This is a genomic window from Microbacterium esteraromaticum (assembly GCF_900163815.1).
In the GTDB taxonomy this organism is placed as follows: Bacteria; Actinomycetota; Actinomycetes; order Actinomycetales; family Microbacteriaceae; genus Microbacterium; species Microbacterium esteraromaticum_B.
In genome coordinates this window covers 115,649-134,448 of sequence record NZ_FUKO01000002.1, presented here as the reverse complement: position 1 = coordinate 134,448, position 18,800 = coordinate 115,649, and the positions used below count along the sequence as shown (strand labels likewise).

At 67.1% G+C, this 18,800-nt stretch carries 17 protein-coding genes and 2 tRNA genes; 13 read left to right on the top strand and 6 right to left on the bottom strand.

Translation table 11 applies throughout. The features are described from left to right. Positions 1 to 20 precede the first annotated feature (20 nt). Entirely contained in the window at positions 21 to 1,292 is a 1,272-nt protein-coding gene (locus FM104_RS00680; protein ID WP_087129520.1) for an alpha-hydroxy acid oxidase, read from the top strand. Between the two features lie 123 nt (positions 1,293 to 1,415). On the opposite strand, the gene FM104_RS00675 is transcribed toward FM104_RS00680, so the two are convergent. The 4 genes from FM104_RS00675 to FM104_RS00660 all read right to left on the bottom strand — a co-directional run bounded on the left by FM104_RS00675 (position 1,416) and on the right by FM104_RS00660 (position 5,996). Then, positions 1,416 to 2,189, bottom strand: coding sequence for an HAD-IIB family hydrolase (locus tag FM104_RS00675; protein ID WP_087129519.1), 774 nt, complete (start codon positions 2,187 to 2,189; stop codon positions 1,416 to 1,418). A 92-nt stretch (positions 2,190 to 2,281) separates the two neighbouring features. Beyond that, positions 2,282 to 2,358 (bottom strand) — tRNA-Pro (locus FM104_RS00670). 78 nt (positions 2,359 to 2,436) lie between these two features. Continuing rightward, on the bottom strand, positions 2,437 to 3,327 hold the full coding sequence (locus FM104_RS00665) for a metallophosphoesterase (protein WP_087129570.1): 891 nt from the start codon (positions 3,325 to 3,327) through the stop codon (positions 2,437 to 2,439). 44 nt (positions 3,328 to 3,371) lie between these two features. After that, positions 3,372 to 5,996 carry a transglycosylase domain-containing protein gene (locus FM104_RS00660; RefSeq protein ID WP_256971441.1) on the bottom strand — a complete coding sequence of 875 codons (2,625 nt, stop codon included), beginning with the start codon at positions 5,994 to 5,996 and terminating at the stop codon, positions 3,372 to 3,374. Between the two features lie 83 nt (positions 5,997 to 6,079). Between FM104_RS00660 and FM104_RS00655 the strand changes: the two genes are divergently transcribed. Both FM104_RS00655 and FM104_RS00650 read left to right on the top strand, forming a co-directional pair. Continuing rightward, positions 6,080 to 6,304: a hypothetical protein gene (locus FM104_RS00655; RefSeq protein WP_087129518.1), complete on the top strand. Its 225-nt coding sequence runs from the start codon at positions 6,080 to 6,082 to the stop codon at positions 6,302 to 6,304. Then, positions 6,301 to 6,759 carry a RidA family protein gene (locus FM104_RS00650; protein ID WP_087129517.1) on the top strand — a complete coding sequence of 153 codons (459 nt, stop codon included), beginning with the start codon at positions 6,301 to 6,303 and terminating at the stop codon, positions 6,757 to 6,759. Before FM104_RS00655 ends, FM104_RS00650 begins: the two co-directional genes overlap by 4 nt. Positions 6,760 to 6,851: 92 nt before the next feature. Here the strand turns inward: FM104_RS00650 and acs are convergent, their stop codons facing one another. Continuing rightward, entirely contained in the window at positions 6,852 to 8,822 is a 1,971-nt protein-coding gene (acs, locus tag FM104_RS00645; RefSeq protein ID WP_087129516.1) for an acetate--CoA ligase, read from the bottom strand. Positions 8,823 to 9,203: 381 nt separating this feature from the next. Here acs and FM104_RS00640 point away from each other — a divergent pair, with 381 nt between their 5' ends. The 10 genes from FM104_RS00640 (at position 9,204) to FM104_RS00595 (ending at position 18,590) form a co-directional block, all read left to right on the top strand. Then, on the top strand, positions 9,204 to 10,205 hold the full coding sequence (locus tag FM104_RS00640) for a TadA family conjugal transfer-associated ATPase (RefSeq protein ID WP_087129515.1): 1,002 nt from the start codon (positions 9,204 to 9,206) through the stop codon (positions 10,203 to 10,205). Beyond that, entirely contained in the window at positions 10,202 to 11,116 is a 915-nt protein-coding gene (locus FM104_RS00635; protein WP_306298497.1) for a type II secretion system F family protein, read from the top strand. The genes FM104_RS00640 and FM104_RS00635 overlap by 4 nt, the downstream gene beginning before the upstream one ends. A 54-nt stretch (positions 11,117 to 11,170) precedes the next feature. Then, the gene (locus FM104_RS00630; protein ID WP_087129514.1) at positions 11,171 to 11,416 is read left to right on the top strand and encodes a DUF4244 domain-containing protein; all 246 of its coding nucleotides are present in this window, start codon (positions 11,171 to 11,173) and stop codon (positions 11,414 to 11,416) included. Then, the gene (locus FM104_RS00625) at positions 11,416 to 11,790 is read left to right on the top strand and encodes a TadE family type IV pilus minor pilin (protein ID WP_087129513.1); all 375 of its coding nucleotides are present in this window, start codon (positions 11,416 to 11,418) and stop codon (positions 11,788 to 11,790) included. Before FM104_RS00630 ends, FM104_RS00625 begins: the two co-directional genes overlap by 1 nt. Position 11,791: 1 nt before the next feature. Further along, positions 11,792 to 12,121, top strand: coding sequence for an Rv3654c family TadE-like protein (locus FM104_RS00620; RefSeq protein WP_087129512.1), 330 nt, complete (start codon positions 11,792 to 11,794; stop codon positions 12,119 to 12,121). A gap of 110 nt (positions 12,122 to 12,231) precedes the next feature. Then, entirely contained in the window at positions 12,232 to 15,078 is a 2,847-nt protein-coding gene (gene topA, locus FM104_RS00615; RefSeq protein WP_087129511.1) for a type I DNA topoisomerase, read from the top strand. Next, positions 15,075 to 15,695 (top strand): dTMP kinase, encoded by a 621-nt coding sequence (gene tmk, locus FM104_RS00610; protein WP_087129510.1) that lies wholly within the window; start codon positions 15,075 to 15,077, stop codon positions 15,693 to 15,695. Before topA ends, tmk begins: the two co-directional genes overlap by 4 nt. Positions 15,696 to 15,737: 42 nt before the next feature. Continuing rightward, a complete protein-coding gene (locus tag FM104_RS00605; RefSeq protein ID WP_087129509.1) occupies positions 15,738 to 16,895 on the top strand; it encodes a DNA polymerase III subunit delta' in 1,158 nt (385 codons plus the stop codon). 38 nt (positions 16,896 to 16,933) lie between these two features. Further along, positions 16,934 to 18,445 (top strand): alpha/beta hydrolase, encoded by a 1,512-nt coding sequence (locus tag FM104_RS00600; protein WP_087129567.1) that lies wholly within the window; start codon positions 16,934 to 16,936, stop codon positions 18,443 to 18,445. Positions 18,446 to 18,518: 73 nt separating this feature from the next. Continuing rightward, positions 18,519 to 18,590: transfer RNA gene (locus tag FM104_RS00595), tRNA-Thr, on the top strand. A gap of 57 nt (positions 18,591 to 18,647) precedes the next feature. Here the strand turns inward: FM104_RS00595 and FM104_RS16405 are convergent. Next, positions 18,648 to 18,785, bottom strand: coding sequence for a putative transporter small subunit (locus FM104_RS16405; RefSeq protein WP_179206608.1), 138 nt, complete (start codon positions 18,783 to 18,785; stop codon positions 18,648 to 18,650). Positions 18,786 to 18,800: the final 15 nt, after the last annotated feature.

Here is an 18,800-nt window from a genome sequence, read left to right as displayed (position 1 = left end):
CAACAACCGAGAGGAACATGATGGTCCAGCGCCAGCTGCCCAATCCTGCTGAGCTGCTCGAGCTCATGAAATTCAAGAAGCCTGAGCTCAACGGCAAGAAGCGTCGCCTCGATGCGGCGCTGACGATCGACGATCTGCGCACGATCGCCAAGCGCCGTACGCCCAAGGCCGCGTTCGACTACACCGACGGCGCAGCCGAGGGCGAGCTGTCGCTGTCGCGTGCCCGGCAGGCCTTCCGCGACGTGGAGTTCCACCCCGGCATCCTCAAGCCCGCACCGACCGTCGACACCTCGGTCGAGGTTCTCGGCGGTCCGTCCGCGCTGCCGTTCGGCATCGCTCCGACCGGTTTCACCCGCCTCATGCAGACCGAGGGCGAGATCGCCGGAGCCGGCGCGGCCGCGGCCGCCGGCATCCCGTTCACCCTGTCGACGCTCGGCACCACGTCGATCGAGGGCGTGAAGGCCGCGAATCCGCACGGGCGCAACTGGTTCCAGCTCTACGTCATGCGCGACCGCGAGATCTCCTATGAGCTCACCCGTCGCGCTGCGGCCGCAGGCTTTGACACCCTGCAGTTCACAGTCGACACTCCTGTGGCAGGTGCCCGCCTGCGCGACAAGCGCAACGGCTTCAGCATCCCGCCGCAGCTGACGCTCGGCACGATCATCAACGCGATTCCGCGTCCCTGGTGGTGGTACGACTTCCTCACCACCCCCAAGCTCGAGTTCGCATCTCTCAGCACCACCGGCGGCACTGTCGGTGAGCTGCTGGATGCGGCGATGGACCCCACCATCAGCTACGACGACCTCGCTGTGATCCGCGACATCTGGCCGGGCAAGATCGTCATCAAGGGCGTGCAGAACGTCGAGGACTCGGTGCGCCTGCGCGATGCCGGCGTCGACGGGATCGTGCTCTCGAACCACGGCGGCCGTCAACTTGATCGTGCGCCCATCCCGTTCCACCTGTTGCCGCACGTGCGCAAGGCCACTGGCGATGACTTCACCGTCATGGTCGACACCGGCATCATGAACGGCGCCGATATCGTGGCATCCGTCGCTCTCGGCGCGGACTTCACGCTGATCGGACGCGCGTACCTCTACGGTCTGATGGCTGGCGGGCGCGAGGGCGTCGATCGCACGATCGAGATTCTGCGCACCGAGATCGAGCGCACGATGCGGCTCCTCGGCGTCTCGTCACTCGCCGAGCTCACGCCCGCGCACGTCACGCAGTTGACGCGTCTCGTGCCGGTCTCCGGTTCGCTCGCCAGCGCCGCTGCGGAGGCCGCGACGCGCTGAGCGCGCGAGTCGCTCTTCGCGCCCTGCACTGAGATCAGGCGATTCGCCCGGATCAGGATGATTCCCGAACGAATCAGCCTGATCTCAGCGGATCGCCTGATTTCGCGCGGGGGAGCGCGGCGCTCAGAGCGCCGCGGGCTCCGGCAGCGTCGCCAGCAGCGCGTCGAGCTTGTCGGCGGTGTCTTCCCAGCCGTCGACAGCGATCGATGGCACGCCGATCGCGAGTACCGGGTAGTCGTTGCCGCCCTCGTCGAGGCGGTCGCCGTAGAAGAGCATTTCGGTGAGGCGGATGCCGGTGTGCTCGGCGAGCTTCTGCATGCCGAACGCCTTGTCGATCCCCGCTCGGGTGATGTCGATCGAGGTCGATCCCCCGGAGCGCACCTCGAGCCCAGGTAGGCGCGGGGCGACAGCATCCCGCAGCAGTGCGCGCTTCTCGCCGGACGCATCCCAGGCATGCTTCGCCTCACGGGGGGCCTGCTGTCCGAGGGCGGAGAAGGTGATCTGCGACCCGCGGTCTTCGAGGATCTCACCCCAGGTCTTGCTCTCCCAGAGGCCCAGCCGCTCCGCCTCTTCGCGCAACGCCGTCAGAGCCGAAGTCTTCTCCTCGTCGGTGAGGTCGTGCGCGTAAACGGCGGTGTACTCGGTGCCGTCGTGGCGCAGGTAGCGGGTGCCGCAGGTGGGCAGCAGGTGCAGGCGTGCCTGCTCGGTGGCATCCGCATCGCCGAGCCGCGCGATGACCTGGGAGCGGAACTGCGCTTCGTTGCCGCCAGAGATGATCGCGACGTCGACGCGGCGCAGCAGTTCGCGCAGCAGGTCGGCGATCCGGTCGTCGATCTGGCCCTTCGACGGGGCGAGCGTGTCATCGAGGTCGAAAGCGACGAGGCGTGGCGAGGTCATGATCTCTCCAGGGTAGCGGGCGTTCGAAGCGGCATCCCTGAGCGACGGATGCTATGAAGAAGGGCCCGCCTTCCGGCGAGCCCTTCAAGCAATGGTCGGGGTGACAGGATTTGAACCTGCGGCCTCTTCGTCCCGAACGAAGCGCGCTACCAAGCTGCGCCACACCCCGTTGCAACCGTTCAAGTCTACATGCCCGGAGGAGCTGCGACGAATCGCCCTGACCGCCGGGCGCGCCCGGCGACGAGGCTCACTGACTGCGTGGGGTGAGGGTCAGCAGCGTCGCCTCGGGGCGGCAGGCGAAGCGCACGGGAGCGTAGATCGAATGGCCGCACCCGGCGCTGACGTTCAGCGGCACGGTGCGCCCGCGGTGGCTCCAGGTGCTCAGGCCCTTGGCCTGCTTGAGCGGGATGTCGCAGTTCGCCACGAGAGTTCCGTAGCCGGGAAGGCAGACCTGCCCGCCGTGCGTGTGGCCGCCGAAAATGGCATCCGCGCCGAGATCGATGAATCCGTTGAGGACGCGCTGATAGGGGGCGTGGGTGACGCCGATGCGCGTCGACTGCATGGGTGCCGCTCCGAGGGCATCGATGGCCGGGGGGAGCTTGTCGAACTCATCCCAGTCGCGGTGCGCGTCGTCGACGCCGAAGAAGTCGATGCTGTTGCCGGCGACATCCAATCGTGCGGCGGAGTTGTTCAAGGCTGCCCAGCCGAGTTCATCAGTGAAGAAGGAATCCATGGCATCCGTGTCGAGCAGCTCGGGTTCGTGATGATGCTTCGACGGACCGGTGAAGTACTTCAGCGGGTTGCGGGGTGCCGGGGCCTGAACGTCGTTCGAACCGTGCACATACACGCCGGGAATGCCGGCGAGCGGGGTGAACGCACGACGGATGCCGGTGAACCCGTCGCGATGGCCCAGGTTGTCACCGGTGTTGACGATGAGATCGGGCTCGAGCTCAGCCAGTGACGCCAGCCAGTTCTGCTTGCGGTGCTGCCACGGCGCCATGTGCGCATCAGAGACATGCAGCACCCGGATCGGCGCGCTGCCCGGTGCCAGCGCCGCGGCGGTCACCTTCCGCACGGTGAACAGATAGCGCTCGATGCCGATGCCCCACACCGCTGAGGCGACACCGACGGCCCCCATCGCACCGAGAGCGATGAGGGCCGGGTGTGCTGCGCTGCGGTTCGTCAATCGTCGCTTTCGCAGGTCAGGGCGACCGTTGAGCCCGGGGGAGCCTTGCCACCGGCAGGATCCTGTGCTTCGACCTTCGCGCCACCGCTGCAGTCTTCGCCATCTACGCTGAATCCGGCACCTTCCAGTGCCTTCTTCGCCTGCTTGAACTTCGAGCCGACGACATTGGGTACCGCCTTCTCCGGGTCCTTTCCGGTGCTGGGGGCCAGCGTGACGGTCGTGCCGCCTGGAACCCTGCCCGCCCCGGGCTGCTGCTCGGCGACGTGTCCGGCTTCGACCGCGCTGTCAACGGGCGAGCCGACCTGCACCGAGAAACCGGCACCTTCAAGGGTTCTCGTTGCATCCTCGATGGACTGACCGACGACACTGGGCAGCTCCTTCAGCACGCGGCGAGTGAGGTTCTTGTCGGGTGCGGGGAAGCGATCGCCGCCGTACACGGCGTTCGCAGCGCGCTGAAGGTCGCGCGCAAGAGGGTAGCGGATGTCATTGAGGCGGGTGCCGTTGGCGCTGAACTCCTTCAGTGGCTTGCGGCCTTCCACGTTGCCGACCCACACGGCAGTGCTCACCTTCGTGCTCGACTCGACGAGCATGGTGTGTTCTGCTTCGGCGGTACCGGTCTTGCCGATCACCGGGATGCCGTCGTAGGGGTTAGCGCCGGAACCCGTCCCGCCTTCCATGACGCCGCGCAACGCGTATGCGGCCGTCGCGGCGACCTCGGGAGAGATGACTTGGGTGCAGCTGCGCTTCGGGGTTGTCATCTCCTTGCCGTCGGGCCCAGTGATTTTGTCGATCACCCGCGGCTCGCAGAAGATGCCCTTGTTGGCGACCGTTGCGTATGCACCAGCCATCTGGAGCGGTGGAATGGACTTCGAACCGAGCACAGTCGGGAACGGATCGTTCGCGTCGGTGTGGACGTTGTCCTTCTTCGCGTCCTTCAGATGCCCAGCACCATCGAGTCCGTAGGTCGTCACGTCTCCGCCGTCGCCCCAGTGCACCCCGAGGCGCTTGGCCATCTTGTTGATGTCGCACAGATCGAGCTGCTGCGCCATAGCCAGAAAACCGGTGTTCAGCGACGCGGCAGTGAACCGCAGCACGCTGCTGACCGAACCGCGACCCTGACCGAAGTTGCCGACCTCCTCGGGCTGCGTGTACGTGCCACCGCACTGCGGGAACTTGCCGAAGTTGCGGACGCGTCCGTCGAGTACTTCGTTGACGGAATGGCCGTCCTCGAGCCACTGCAGCAGGGTGAACAGCTTGTACGTCGAACCGGGACCGAACCCGACTCCTCCGAAATGGTCACGATCAGCCGCGAATACCTGCGACGACTGGCCGTTCGCTATGTTCGCCTCGGCTGACTCGCTGAACGACGTGTTCTGCGCGATCGCGAGGATACGTCCAGTGCTGACCTCAAGGGATACTCCGGCGCCGCCAAGGAGGATGCCGGGCAACTTGTCAGGCACGCGCGCGTGCATGGCTTCAACGGCCGGCCGCTGTACACGCATGTCGAGCGACGTGTAGATCTTCAGACCGCCGCGCTGAAGCATGTCTCGCCGCTCCGCCTCTGTCTTGCCGAATGCCGGGTCCTTCTCGATGACGGATTTGGCGTACTGGCAGAAGTAGGCCTGGGCGCCGGCTCCCGCGCAGCCCTGCTTGGGAGCCTTGATATTCGGCTCGACCGGTGCGGCGACAGCTTCGTCATGCTGCGCCTTGGTGATCTTGCCGTCGACGAGCATCCGGTCGATGACGTAGTTGCGACGGTGCTGCGCGTCTGCGTAGCCGTCTTCCTCAGAGTTACGGCCGACTCCGGCCTCGTCGGTCCACGTGCCGTCCTTTAAATCGATGCGGAACCGGTTGGGGTTCTGCACGATACCGGCAAGGGTCGCCGCCTGGTCGAGGTTGAGTTTCTTGGCGCTCGTGCCGAAGTAGTAGTTCGCTGCCGCTTCGATGCCGTAGATCTGGCCGCCGAAGTTCGCGATGTTCAGGTACCCGAGCAGAATGTCGTTCTTCGAGTAGTCCTTCTCGATCTGAATGGCGTAGCGCATCTCCTGCAACTTGCGCTTGATGCCATCCGCGCCGTCGGGGTCAGTCGCTTCGGTGAAGCACTTGTTCAGTTCCTCCTGATAGTGCTCCTCATTCGGGGAAACCTCTTGCTCGCACTCTTGAATCAGTACGTTCTTCACGAATTGCTGGGTGATCGTCGAGGCGCCGCGCGATGATGTGTTGCGAAGGTTCTCGACGACGGCCTTCACCGTGGCACCGAGATTGATCCCACCGTGCGAGTAGAAGTTCTTGTCCTCACTGGAGAGGATCGCGTCGTATAGCAGCGGTGAGATCTGATCGAAGGTCACCGGCACACGGTTCTGGTCGTAGAACTTCGCCAGCTCGAACGGCTTGCCGTCTTCGCCGGTGGCATACAGGATCGTCGGCTCCATCGGCGCGCCCGGCGTCAGGCTGTTCGGCAGGTTGTCGAAGATCGACAGCGCCTGAGAGCCGGTGACGCCGGCGATGGCGATGGCGGGCGTGACTGCGGCTGTCGCCAGCACCCCGGCGACGGCGCTCAGACCGACCAGGCCGAGCAGCCCGCCGAGCACACCTTTCACCGTGCGTTTCTTTTGAGGCATACGCTTGATCGTAGGGGAGTTCCCTGAATAGAAGCCTCGACGGCAGCATCCGATTCTGACCGTCGCCGACGCACAGGAGCACCATGACTACATGGGAATATCTGACCACGCCACTGCTGATTCACAACACGGCGGCGATCCTCAACAACTGGGGTAAGCAGGGGTGGGAACTCGTGCAGGTCGTGACCGGGCCCGAAGGCGGGCTCGTCGCGTATCTGAAGCGTCCGGTGACGCAGGATGCTGCCGCCAACACCGGCCTCGGCGCCGCCGCTGAGGCCGCACGCCAGTTCGAGGGGGAGAGCAAGTGAGCATCTCTGCTCGTCTGGAAGAGCTCGGTATCGAGCTGCCCACCGTCGTGCCGCCCGTCGCGGCCTATGTTCCCGCGGTCGTGCACGCGGGTCTCGTCTACACCTCCGGGCAGCTGCCGTTCACTGACGGTGCGCTGCCGGGCACGGGCAAGGTCGGTGCGGGAGTCGACGCGGCAGACGCCAAGGACTACGCCCGCACCTGCGCGCTGAACGCGTTGGCTGCGGCGGCGGATGCTGCCGGCGGCATCGAGAAGATCGCTGGCGTGCTGCGGGTGGGCGGCTTCGTGGCATCCGACCCCGCCTTCACCGGGCAGCCCGGCGTCATCAACGGCGCCAGCGAGGTGCTCGGCGAGATCTTTGGCGATGCCGGCAAGCACGCACGCGCCGCCGTCGGTGTCACGGTGCTGCCACTGGACACCCCCGTCGAGGTCGAGGTCACCTTCATCCTCGCCTGACCGGTGCGCTGACACCCCCACCTATCGCCGAGACCCCGTGCTGCAGACGTCAGCAGCACGGGGTCTCGGCGAATACACGGGGTGTCGGCGGGTTACTTCACCTGCTGCGAGATCGTGCTCATCACGAGGGTGTCGGCGAGGGTCGTCGTATCGCCGACTTCACGGCCCTCAGCCACATCGCGCAGCAGCCGGCGCATGATCTTGCCAGAGCGGGTCTTGGGCAGTTCGCCAACGATGTACACATCGCGAGGGCGGGCGATCGGCCCGATCTGCTCGCCGACCCACGCTCGCAGCTGTGCGACGAGGCCCTCGGGCGAGTGCGCGTCGAGGTAGCTCTGCTTGATGATCACGAATGCCACCACGGCCTGGCCGGTGGTCTCGTCTGCCGCGCCCACCACAGCCGCCTCAGCGGTCGACTCGTGCGCCACCAGCGAGGACTCGATCTCGGTGGTCGACAGTCGGTGCCCCGAGACGTTCATCACATCGTCGACGCGCCCGAGCAGCCAGAGGTCGCCGTCTTCATCGAGACGGGCGCCGTCGCCGGCGAAATAGTAGCCCTTGTCTTCGAACTTCTCCCAGTACGTCGCCTTGAAGCGGTCCGGGTCGCCCCAGATGCCGCGCAGCATGCTGGGCCACGGCTCGGTGACCACCAGCAGGCCGCCGTTGCCGTTGCCGACCTTGTTGCCGTCGTCGTCGGTCACATCGATCGACACCCCGGGCACCGGCACCTGAGCCGAGCCGGGCTTGGTCGCGGTGATGCCTGGCAGCGGCGAGACCATGATGGCGCCGGTCTCGGTCTGCCACCAGGTGTCGACGATGGGCGTCTTGTCGGCACCGATCACTTCGCGGTACCACATCCATGCCTCGGGGTTGATCGGCTCGCCCACCGAGCCCAGCAGGCGCAGGCTAGAGAGATCGAATTTCTGCGGGATCTGCCGGCCGAGCTTCATGAAGGAGCGGATCGCGGTCGGCGCGGTGTAGAAGATCGTCACGCCGTACTTCTCGATGATCTCCCACCAGCGGCCGGGATGCGGCGAGTCGGGGGTGCCTTCGAACATGACCTGGGTCGCACCGTTCGCCAGCGGGCCGTAGGTGACGTAGCTGTGACCGGTGACCCAGCCGATGTCGGCGGTGCACCAGAACACGTCGGTTTCGGGATGCAGATCGAACACGTACTTGTGCGTGTAGGCGGCCTGCGTGAGGTAGCCGCCTGAGGTGTGCAGGATGCCCTTGGGGTTTCCGGTGGTGCCCGAGGTGTAGAGGATGAAGAGCGGGTTCTCAGCGGGGAACGCGAGCGCCTCGTGCTCGGCGGATGCCGCCGGAACAGCCTCGTGCCACCAGATGTCGCGCTCGGAATCCCAGTCGACGTCGTTGCCGCCGCGCTGCACGACCAGCACGTGCTCGACGGTCTGCTGCACGCCTTCACCGTGACGGTCGCTGAGCGCTTGGTCGACGGCCGGCTTGAGAGCGGAGACCTTGCCCTTGCGGTACCCGCCATCGGCGGTGATGACGACCTTGGCTCCGGCGTCATCGATGCGCGAGCGGAGGCTGTCGGCGCTGTAGCCGCCGAAGACGACCGAGTGGATGGCGCCGAGTCGCGCCACGGCGAGCATCGAGATGACGGCCTCGGGGATCATCGGCAGGTAGATGGCGACGCGGTCGCCGTGGCCGATGCCGAGCTCGGCGAGCACGTTCGCCGTGCGCTTGACCTCTTCGGTCAGCTCGGCGTAGGTGATGCGGCGCTCGTCGCCGGGTTCGCCCTCCCAGAGGATGGCGACGCGATCGCCGAGACCCGCTTCGACGTGGCGGTCGAGGCAGTTGTAGGCGACGTTGAGATCGCCGTCGTCGAACCACTTCGCAAACGGAGGGTTCGACCAGTTGAGCACCTGCGTGAACGGCTTGTGCCAGTGCAGCATCTCGCGTGCCTGCTCGCCCCAGAAGCCCTCGCGGTCGGCCTTCGCGCGCTCATAGAGGGCGGGATCGTCGATCGACTCGGCGACGAACTCCGCCGACGGCGGGAACTTCCGCGATTCATCGAGAAGGTGATCGATCTGGCTGCTCATGGCACTCGCTCCTTTGCGCGGGCTGGGATCGTTTCGGGGCACGACCGTAACACGGTGAATCTAGTAGCCTCCGTGCCGGGTGCATACTGTCGAAAGTCGGTAGTGCGGTGCGATTGGCACGCGAACGTGCCCACGCCTACACTGACCCACAGCCGAATCTTATTCTGGCTTTCCACGCGCCCGATACCCCGATTTGGGGCGCGTGTGGGCGGCACCTCATTCCCCCCGTGAGGTGCCGCCCTCTGCTTTCTTCGGACAGGACATCGAGCGTGCAGCGCGTGCGTCGGTCTTCGCTCTGCACCGACACAGATTCCTGCTCGTTGTGCACAGGGCGTGGGAAAGCGATCGGGCCGTGCTGCGTCGCCGACCTACCGTCGTGGCATGCCTGATCCGTTCGTGCTCCGTCCCCGCACTGCTGCCGTCGATGCAGCGGATGCTGTGCCCGCGCTCGCCGTCGATCCGGTGTTCGGGGCGCTGGCCGAGCATGTGCGCGACGACCGCGTCACCGACATCTTCGTGAACGGCGCGAGCGGACTGTTCGTCGATCGGGGCAACGGCACCGAGCCCGTGCCCGCGTGGCTTGCGTCCGAGCGGGAGGTGCGCGACCTCGCGGTGGCGCTGATCGGCGCCGGTGGTCGGCACCTCGACGACCAGTCCCCCTGCGTGGATGTCCGTCTGGAATCCGGCATCCGCGTGCATGCGGCGCTCGCACCGGTGTCGACATCGGGAACAGCCCTGTCCATCCGCGTGCCGCGTGTGCTGGGTGCCGATCTCGATGCGCTGGCGGTCTCCGGCACGTTCGATTCGGCCCAACGGGCGTGGCTCGGACGCCTCGTGGCCGAGCGTGCGAATGTCCTCATCACCGGGGGCACCGGCACCGGCAAAACCACGCTGCTGAGCGCGCTGCTCTCTGAGGTCGCGCCCAGCGAACGGATCGTCACTATCGAAGACGTCGCCGAATTGCGGCCGCGGCACCCGCATCACGTGTCTCTCGAAGCGCGGCAGGCCAATCTGGAGGGCGCCGGGCGCATCACCCTCGCCATGCTCGTGCGCGAATCGCTGCGCATGCGGCCCGACCGGCTCATCGTCGGAGAATGCCGCGGAGAAGAGGTGCGTGAACTGCTCACCGCTCTCAACACCGGTCACGATGGCGGGGCGGGAACCCTGCACGCAAGCGGCCTGCTCGATGTGCCGGCCCGGATGGAGGCGCTCGGGGCGCTCGCGGGGATGGATGCTGTGGCACTCGCCCGGCAGGTCGTCAGCGCCTTCACGATCGTGCTGCACCTCGAGCGTGCCACCGACGGACGACGGCGGATCGCGCATGCGGGACGGTTCACGCTCATCGACGAGCGCCTCGGCATCGAAGAAGTGCAGCCGTGGTGAGCCGGGTGAGGGGGTGGTTCATCGGTCGTCGCGCCGACGCTCGAGCGGATGCAGGTGATGCGGCCGCTGCTGTGCGCACGCTCGCCGTCCTCTTGCAGGCGGGTGCCCGGCCGATGACGGCCTGGCAGCACCTGGCCGATACTGGGGACGCGGTCGCGGAGCGCGTGACAGCCCGCTGTGCCGACGGTGCGGATCTCGTCGGAGCGATCGATGCCGAGCACGGCGCGTGGTCGGATGTCGCGGCGGCCTGGGAAGTTGCGACGACGGTCGGTGCTCCGCTCGCCGAAGTGCTGCGCGCGCTCGCCGAATCGCTGCAAGACGCGGCGTCCGCCGCCGATGACGTGCGGATCGCACTGGCCGAGCCGACCGGAACCGCACGGCTGCTGCTCTGGTTGCCGTTCGCTGGGCTGCTGCTCGGCTTTGCGCTGGGTTTCGACACGATCGGCGTGCTGGTGACCAACCCATTCGGCATCGTGTGCGTGATCCTCGGTGTCGCACTGGTGCTGGTCGCGCGGTGGTGGACCGCACGGATGGTGCGCGGCGCACAGCCGCGGCCCGGCACACCAGGCATGCACGCCGAACTCGTCGCGGTGGCGCTCGCCGGAGGGGTCGGGATTCCGCGCGCACTCCGGCTCGTGGAGTACAGCTCCGCTGACCTCGCCGCCGACCGCAGCGAGACGGATGCTGTGCTCGAACTCTCTCGGGCAGCCGGTGTTCCTGCCGGTGAGCTGCTGCGTGCCTCCGCCGCCCAGCAGCGTCACGACGCCCGCGTACAGGGCCGCATCCGCGCCGCCCGACTCTCATCGAAACTGTTGCTGCCACTGGGAGCCTGCACGCTGCCCGCGTTCCTGCTCCTCGGCGTCGCGCCGCTCATGCTCAGCGTGCTGAGCTCCACGCCGCTGCCGATCTGATCACACCCGCACGACCTGGGGCGAGACGCGCCCTCGATAGAAAGAAGGAACACCATGACTGACGATGACCTCGCCGAGCGCGAGCTGTCCGAGCTGTCCGAACTGCCGGAGCTGCCGGAGTTGACCAGGCGCCGCGCGGCGTCGCTGTTCACCGATGAGTCCGGTGCCGCGACCGCTGAATACGCGATCACCACCATGGCCGCTGTCGCATTCGCGGGCCTGCTGGTGGTGATCATGAGATCCGACGAAGTGCGCGGCATCCTCACCGATCTCGTCCGACGGGCATTGACGGTGTCGTGATGCGCCGTACCCGACGGCGTGAGTTCGGCGGTGCACGCGGGCTCGGCGCTGAGCGCGGCTCCGTCGCCGCCGAACTCGCCGTCGCCCTTCCCGCGGCGCTGCTCGCGCTGATGATGGGCGTGGGCGCGCTGAGCGCTGCGGCGACTCTGGTGTCGCTGCAGGACGCCGCCGCTGATTCCGCGCGTCTGCTCGGCCGCGGCGAGAGCGCGGCGCGCGCCGCGGGCGTGGTGACGGCGTCCGTCTCTGGCGCGACGTCGACCTCACGCAGTGCGGGCGACCTCATCTGCGTCACCGCGTCCCTCGACATGCGGGTCGGCCGCCTCATCTCCGTCCCGCTGCGCGCCGAGAGCTGCGCTCTCGCCGGAGGGCTCTGAGATGGCCGGCACGGCGCTCGCCGCCGGCGTCCTCACGGTGGCCGCGACTCTGTCTCTGGGGCTCGCGGCGGTCGGTGGCGCCACCGTCACCGCGCAGCGTGCCGCGGGCGCTGCGGATGCGGCGGCGCTCGCCGCCGCGGATGCCGCCTCCGGCGCGATCACCACGGGGGAGGACCCCTGTGTGCTGGCGGAACGAGTCGCGGCAGCATCCGGCGCGACGCTTTCGGCCTGCGCCATCCGCGGGCTCACGGCGGATGTCGAGGTCAGAGCCGCGTACGCTGGACTCGTCGCCGTCTCCCGCTCCCGAGCGGGCCCACCCGAACAGTCATGACGACGATCTCGCACACCTCTTCACCTCCTCCGGCGCTCCGTGTCGTGAGGCTTCTCGGTGCACACCATGAAAGTGGTGTGTATGGTGTGCTTCGAAGAAAGGACGCACTCTTGGCAGAAGGCAAGAAGCTCGTCATCGTCGAGTCACCGACGAAGATGCGATCGATTCAGGGGTACCTCGGCGACGGCTATGAGGTGCTCAGCTCGGTCGGCCACATCCGCGACCTTGCTGACAAGAAGGACATCCCGGCCGACGACAAGAAGGCGTACGGGAAGTACTCCATCGACGTCGACAACAACTTCGATCCCTATTACGTCGTCTCCGATCGCAAGACCAAGACGGTCGCCGAGCTGCGTCGCGCACTCAAGACCGCCGATGAAGTCCTGCTCGCCACAGATGAGGACCGCGAGGGCGAGGCGATCGCCTGGCACCTGCTGGAGACCCTCAAGCCCAAGGTGCCCGTCAAGCGCATGGTCTTCCACGAGATCACCAAGGACGCGATCCAGGCCGCGGTCGGCAACACCCGCGAGCTCGATCTTGCGCTCGTGGATGCCCAGGAGACCCGCCGCATTCTCGACCGTCTGTACGGCTGGGACATCTCTCCTGTGCTCTGGTACAAGGTGAAGTCCGGTCTCTCCGCGGGCCGTGTGCAGTCCGCCGCCACCCGCATGATCGTCGAGCGCGAGCGCGACCGCATGGCGTTCACCTCAGCCGAGTACTGGGACGTCGAGGCGAGCGCCTCATCGACCGGCACCGCCTTCACCGTGCGCCTCGTGCGCGTCGATGGCGGCCAGCTCGCACGCGGCACCGACTTCGACGACGACGGCAAGCTCAAGAAGGCCGTCGTCGTGCTCACCGAGCAGCAGGCGAACGCTCTCGCAACCGCGGTCGACGCCACAGGGGCCGCCACGGTCAGCAAGGTCGAGGCGAAGCCAGGAAAGCGCAGCCCGTACGCCCCGTTCACGACCTCCACGATGCAGCAGGAGGCCGGCCGCAAACTCTCGATGAGCGCGAAGCAGGCGATGAGCGTCGCCCAGCGCCTGTACGAGAAGGGGTACATCACCTATATGCGAACGGACTCGGCGTCGCTGAGCACGCAGGCCATCCAGGCCGCGCGCAGCCAGGCCGTAGCTCTGTACGGCGACGCCGCAGTGCCGCTGAAGCCCCGCGTGTACAAGTCCAAGAGCAAGAACGCGCAGGAGGCGCACGAGGCGATCCGCCCATCGGGTGAGAAGTTCCGCACGCCTTCTTCGGTCGCCTCCGCGCTCGACCGCGAAGAGCAGCGCCTGTACGACCTGATCTGGAAGCGCACCGTCGCCAGCCAGATGGCCGATGCGAAGTACGAGACCACGACCGTCACGCTCGAGGCGCAGGCCGACGGCAAGAAGGTCGAATTCACCGCATCCGGCACCGTCTACACGTTCAAGGGCTTCCTCGAAGCCTACGAAGAGGGTCGCGACGAGAAGCGCAACGCCCAGGACTCGACCGACAGCCAGTCCCTGCCTGCCGTCGCGGTGGGCGACGAGCTCGCGATGGCGGATGCCGTGGCCAAGGGCCACCGCACGACGCCGAAGCCGCGCTACACCGAGGCATCGCTCGTGAAGGCGCTGGAAGAGCACGGCATCGGCCGCCCTTCGACGTTCGCCAGCATCATCGGCACCGTCATCGACCGCGGCTACGCCACCAAGCGCGGCCAGGCCCTGGTTCCGACGTGGCTGGCCTTCAGCGTGGTGCGACTGCTCGAGCAGCACTTCCCGACTCTGATCGACTACGCCTTCACCGCCGGTCTCGAAGACGACCTCGATGCGATCGCCCGCGGTGAGCAGAACCGCGTGGAGTGGCTGCGCCGGTTCTACTTCGGCGCTGATGACCAGGTCGGCCTGCACCAGGTGGTCGAGAACCTCGGCGAGATCGATGCCCGTGCGCTGAACTCGACCAAGATCACCGACACCGCGACCCTGCGGTTCGGAAAGTACGGCCCGTACCTCGAGGTCGCAGACGAGTCCAACCCCGACGCCAAGCCGCGCATCGTCAACGTGCCGGAAGACCTGGCACCGGACGAGCTCACCGCAGCGAAGGCGCAGGAACTCGTCGACGCACCGGTCGCTGGCGACCGGGTTCTCGGTGAGAACCCGGAGAACGGCAAGATCGTCGTCGTCAAGGACGGCCGGTTCGGGCCGTACGTTCAGGAGAACGACCCCGTCTCCGAGGACGACGCCGTCGACACGGCCACGGGCGAGGTCGTCGCCGAGGAGAAGCCGAAGAAGGGCAAGAAGAAGAAGGACGCCGCGCCCAAGCCGCGCACCGCATCGCTCTTCCGCTCGATGTCGGTCGACAGCATCGAACTCGACACCGCTCTGCAGCTGCTCAGCCTGCCTCGCGTGGTCGGCACCGACCCGGAATCCGGCGAGGAGATCACCGCGCAGAACGGCCGCTTCGGCCCGTACCTGAAGAAGGGCACGGATTCGCGCTCGCTCGAGAGCGAATCGCAGATCTTCGATGTCACTGTCGAGCAGGCGCTCGAACTGTACGCGCAGCCGAAGTACGGTGCCCGCAAGGCATCGAGCGCGCTCGCGGAATTCGACGCCGATCCGGTCAGCGGCAAACCGATTCGCATCCGTGACGGCCGCTTCGGCGCGTACGTCACCGACAGCGTGACCAACGTGACGATTCCGCGCGGGCAGACGCCCGACGACATCACGTTCGAGATCGCGGTGCAGATGCTCGCTGACAAGCGCGCCAAGGGCCCAGCGCCCAAGCGCGGCGCCGCCAAGAAGGCGCCGGCGAAGAAGGCTCCTGCAAAGAAGGCACCGGCGAAGAAGACAGCTGCCAAGAAGCCTGCCGCGAAGAAGGCTGCGGCAAAGACGGATGCCGAGAAGGCCGCAGCCCGCTCGGCCGCCGCGAAGAAGGCAGCCGCGACGCGCGCTGCCAACGCGGCCAAGAAGTCCAGCTCGTGACAGAAGGTCTCTGGGTCACTCTCGAAGGCGGCGACGGGTCGGGGAAGACCACCCAGGCCCGGCTGCTCGAGCAGTGGCTCGGCGACCAGGGGCGAACCGTGCTGCGCACGCGCGAGCCCGGTGGCAGCGAGGTCGGCATCCTCATCCGCGACATCGTGCTGCACCACCGCGGCGAGGTCGCACCCCGCGCCGAGGCGCTGCTCTACGCCGCCGACCGCGCGCATCACGTCGCGACCGTCGTGCGCCCCGCGCTCGCACGCGGCGAGGTGGTCATCCAAGACCGCTATCTCGACTCGTCGGTGGCCTACCAGGGCGCAGGACGAGTGCTGGAAGCCGAAGAGGTGCGCGGCCTCTCGCTCTGGGCGACGGAGGGCGCGTTGCCGCAGCTCACGGTGCTGCTCGACCTCGACCCTGCCGCGGCCAGGCTGCGGTTGGACGCCGCAGACAAGCCGTTCGACCGGCTCGAAGCCGAGAAAGAGGAGTTCCACTCCCGGGTGCGCGAGGCGTTTCTTGCGCTCGCCGCGGCCGAACCCGAACGTTTTCTCGTCATCGACGCGACTCTCGCCCCCGAGCAGATCGCCGAGACGATCCGCGTTCGGGTCGCCGAGCTGCTCTGAGCGACGATGGCTGTGTCCGCCCCCGCCGATAGGCTGGAGACCATGACCGCCGTCGATCCCGCCCCGTTTCCGTGGACGGACGTCTGGGGTCAGGATGCCGCGGTGCAGACGCTGCGTAAGGCGGCGGCCGATCCCGCATCTCTCTCGCATGCCTGGCTGATCACGGGCCCGCCCGGCTCCGGGCGCTCGACGCTCGCATACGCCTTCGCCGCAGCGCTCATCGCCGACCGGCCCGACGATGAGGCGGCGATGCGGCAGGTGCTTGCCGGCACGCATCCCGATGTCACGGCGCTGCGCACCGACAAGGTCATCATCACCATTAAAGAGGCGCGGGCACTCGTCGAGCGCTCCTATTTCGCGCCTTCAGCAGGTCGCTACCGCGTCATCGTCGTCGAAGACGCCGACCGCATGGTCGAGCGCACCTCCAATGTGCTGCTGAAGGCGCTCGAAGAGCCCCCGGAGCAGACCGTGTGGGTGCTGTGCGCACCCAGCGAAGCCGATCTGCTGCCCACGATCCGCTCCCGCGTGCGGTCGCTGCGCCTGCGCGAGCCCGAGGTCGCCGACGTCGCACGGCTGATCAGGCTGCGCACCGATGCCGACGAGGCCACCGCCGAGCAGGCCGCCCGGCACGCGCAGCGGCACATCGGCATGGCGCAGCGCCTGGCCACCGACGACGCCGCGCGCCTTCGCCGCGAGCAGAGCCTGCGCGCTGTGCTGAGCGTGCGCGGAGTCGGCGGCGCCGTCGAGGTCGCCGGTCAGATCATCCAGGCCGCCACCGACGATGCGAAGTCGCTGTCTGCCGAACGGGATGCCGTCGAGCGCGCGTCTCTGCTGCGCACTGTCGGCATCGCCGAGGGGCAGTCGGTGCCGCCAGCGCTGCGCACCCAGATCTCGGCTCTCGAAGACGACCAGAAGAAGCGGGCGACGCGCAGTCTCCGAGACGGCATCGACCGCGTGCTCACCGACCTGCAGTCGTTGTATCGCGATGTCGTGATGCTGCAGTTCGGTCGCCACGACGAGCTCATCAACCGCGAATTGCGCAGCGACCTCGAGGCGCTCGCCGCCGCCTGGCCGGTCGAGCGCACCATCATCGTGCTCGACGCCATCGCCGACACCAGGGAGTCGCTGTCGAGCAACGTCTCGCCGCTGCTCGCCATCGAAAGCCTTCTCGTCACCGTCTCCAGTGGAAGGACCCCGTGAACCTCCGATCCCCGCACCGTCCCCGCCGCACGTTCGCCATGCTGGCCGGACTCGCCGCAGCATCCGTCGTACTGACGGGATGCCTTGCCTCCCTCATCCCCGAGACGACCGAGTCGACGACGCGCGAACCCGACACCGCCGGGGTCTCCGCCGAGCTGGAACCGTTCTACTCCCAGGAGGTGTCGTGGAAGCAGTGCGGTGCGCGCTTCGACTGCGCCGACCTCACCGCGCCGCTGGACTGGGACAACCCCGGTGACGGCAACACCATCTCGCTGGCGATCGTGCGTCACCAGGCGACAGGGCAGCACCGGGGCTCGCTGCTGGTCAACCCGGGCGGGCCCGGCGGCAGCGGCTACGACTTCATCGCGCAGAGCCTCGACTACGCGGTGGGTCCCGATCTGATCGAGAGCTTCGATGTGATCGGTTTCGATCCGCGCGGCGTGGGGCGCTCTACCGCGGTCGCCTGCCTCGACGACGAGCAGAACGACGAGTACAACTACGGGGTCATCGACGCGCCCCGCGGCACCCCGGAGTGGGAAGCCGACATCACCGAGCGCAATCAGAAGTACGCCGATGCCTGCGACGCGAACAGCGACGGCATCCTGCCGTACATCACGACCGTCAACTCCGCGCACGATATGGATCTGATCCGCGGCGTGCTGGGCGATGAGACGCTGAACTACCTCGGCTACTCGTACGGCACCTTCCTCGGTGCGACGTACGCGAAGCTGTATCCCGAGCGCGCGCAGCGGCTGGTGCTCGATGGTGCGATCGACCCGGCTGTTCCCGGTCTCGACGTCGGAACCACTCAGGCGATCGGCTTCGAATCCGCGCTGCGCGCCTACCTCGTCGACTGCCTGAGCAGCGCCAAGTGTCCGTTCAGCGGGTCGATCGATGAAGCGCTCACCGACTTCCGCGCGCTGCTGGCCACGGTCTCGCGCTCGCCGATGCCGAACGGCGATGGTCGGATGCTGACCGTCGACACCATGGTCACGGGTGTCATCACCGCGATGTACAGCGAGCAGAGCTGGCCGTACCTCACGCAGGGTTTGAACGCCGCACTGCAGGGCGACCCCTCGGTGATGTTCGCACTGGCCGACAGCTACAACGACCGCGGCCCTGATGGCACCTACCTCAGCAATTCCGCAGAGGCGTTCCGGGCATACAACTGCATGGACTACCCGGTCGAAGACGACCAGGCCGCCGAAGACGCCGCCATGAAGAAGATCGAAGCCAAGGCGCCGACCTTCGCGCCGTACTGGGAGGGGCCCGACCCCTGCGAGGTCTGGCCGTACCCCCCGGCCGGCGTGCGGGAAGAGATCACCGCCACAGGCTCCGGCCCGATCGTCGTCGTCGGCACCACCAACGACCCGGCGACCCCGTACGAGTGGTCGGAATCGTTGGCGAAGCAGCTCGACAACGGCGTGCTGGTCACGCGCGTCGGCGAGGGGCACACCGGCTACAACAAGGGCAACAGCTGTGTGGACAGTGCCGTTGAGGACTTCCTCCTCGGGGGCACGGTGCCGAAGAACGGACTCCGCTGCGAGTGATTTTCGCCGGCTCGGTTTCGCGGTGATCGGTCCGACAGGGTAGGATTATTGATCGTGCCGCTTAACCGCGCACGCCACCTTAGCTCAGTGGTAGAGCATCCCACTCGTAATGGGAAGGCCGTCAGTTCAATCCTGACAGGTGGCTCAGAAAAGGCCCGGGATGCCAGCATCCCGGGCCTTTCGCATGCGCACGCGGTGGTGCTCAGATGATGCTGCGGTTCTCGGCCTTGGCCTTTCGCGCTTCCTTGACGAACGCGCGGACGATGACGGTCAGCGTGCCCGCCACGATCACCGGCCACATCAGCACGTAGACGGTCAATGCGATGGTCGACATCTCCATGATGCTTCTCCTCTC

Bases quoted from the DNA above. Each gene is read 5' to 3' on its own strand.
- FM104_RS00600 (WP_087129567.1), top strand. From the start codon at position 16,934: ATGCTGGCCGGACTCGCCGCAGCATCCGTCGTACTGACGGGATGCCTT.
- FM104_RS00680 (WP_087129520.1), top strand. From the start codon at position 21: ATGGTCCAGCGCCAGCTGCCCAATCCTGCTGAGCTGCTCGAGCTCATG.
- FM104_RS00675 (WP_087129519.1), bottom strand. From the start codon at position 2,189: ATGACCTCGCCACGCCTCGTCGCTTTCGACCTCGATGACACGCTCGCC.
- FM104_RS16405 (WP_179206608.1), bottom strand. From the start codon at position 18,785: ATGGAGATGTCGACCATCGCATTGACCGTCTACGTGCTGATGTGGCCG.
- FM104_RS00605 (WP_087129509.1), top strand. From the start codon at position 15,738: ATGACCGCCGTCGATCCCGCCCCGTTTCCGTGGACGGACGTCTGGGGT.
- FM104_RS00640 (WP_087129515.1), top strand. From the start codon at position 9,204: ATGCCTGATCCGTTCGTGCTCCGTCCCCGCACTGCTGCCGTCGATGCA.
- FM104_RS00630 (WP_087129514.1), top strand. From the start codon at position 11,171: ATGACTGACGATGACCTCGCCGAGCGCGAGCTGTCCGAGCTGTCCGAA.
- FM104_RS00660 (WP_256971441.1), bottom strand. From the start codon at position 5,996: ATGCCTCAAAAGAAACGCACGGTGAAAGGTGTGCTCGGCGGGCTGCTC.
- acs (WP_087129516.1), bottom strand. From the start codon at position 8,822: ATGAGCAGCCAGATCGATCACCTTCTCGATGAATCGCGGAAGTTCCCG.
- FM104_RS00655 (WP_087129518.1), top strand. From the start codon at position 6,080: ATGACTACATGGGAATATCTGACCACGCCACTGCTGATTCACAACACG.
- FM104_RS00625 (WP_087129513.1), top strand. From the start codon at position 11,416: ATGCGCCGTACCCGACGGCGTGAGTTCGGCGGTGCACGCGGGCTCGGC.
- FM104_RS00665 (WP_087129570.1), bottom strand. From the start codon at position 3,327: ATGGGGGCCGTCGGTGTCGCCTCAGCGGTGTGGGGCATCGGCATCGAG.
- FM104_RS00620 (WP_087129512.1), top strand. From the start codon at position 11,792: ATGGCCGGCACGGCGCTCGCCGCCGGCGTCCTCACGGTGGCCGCGACT.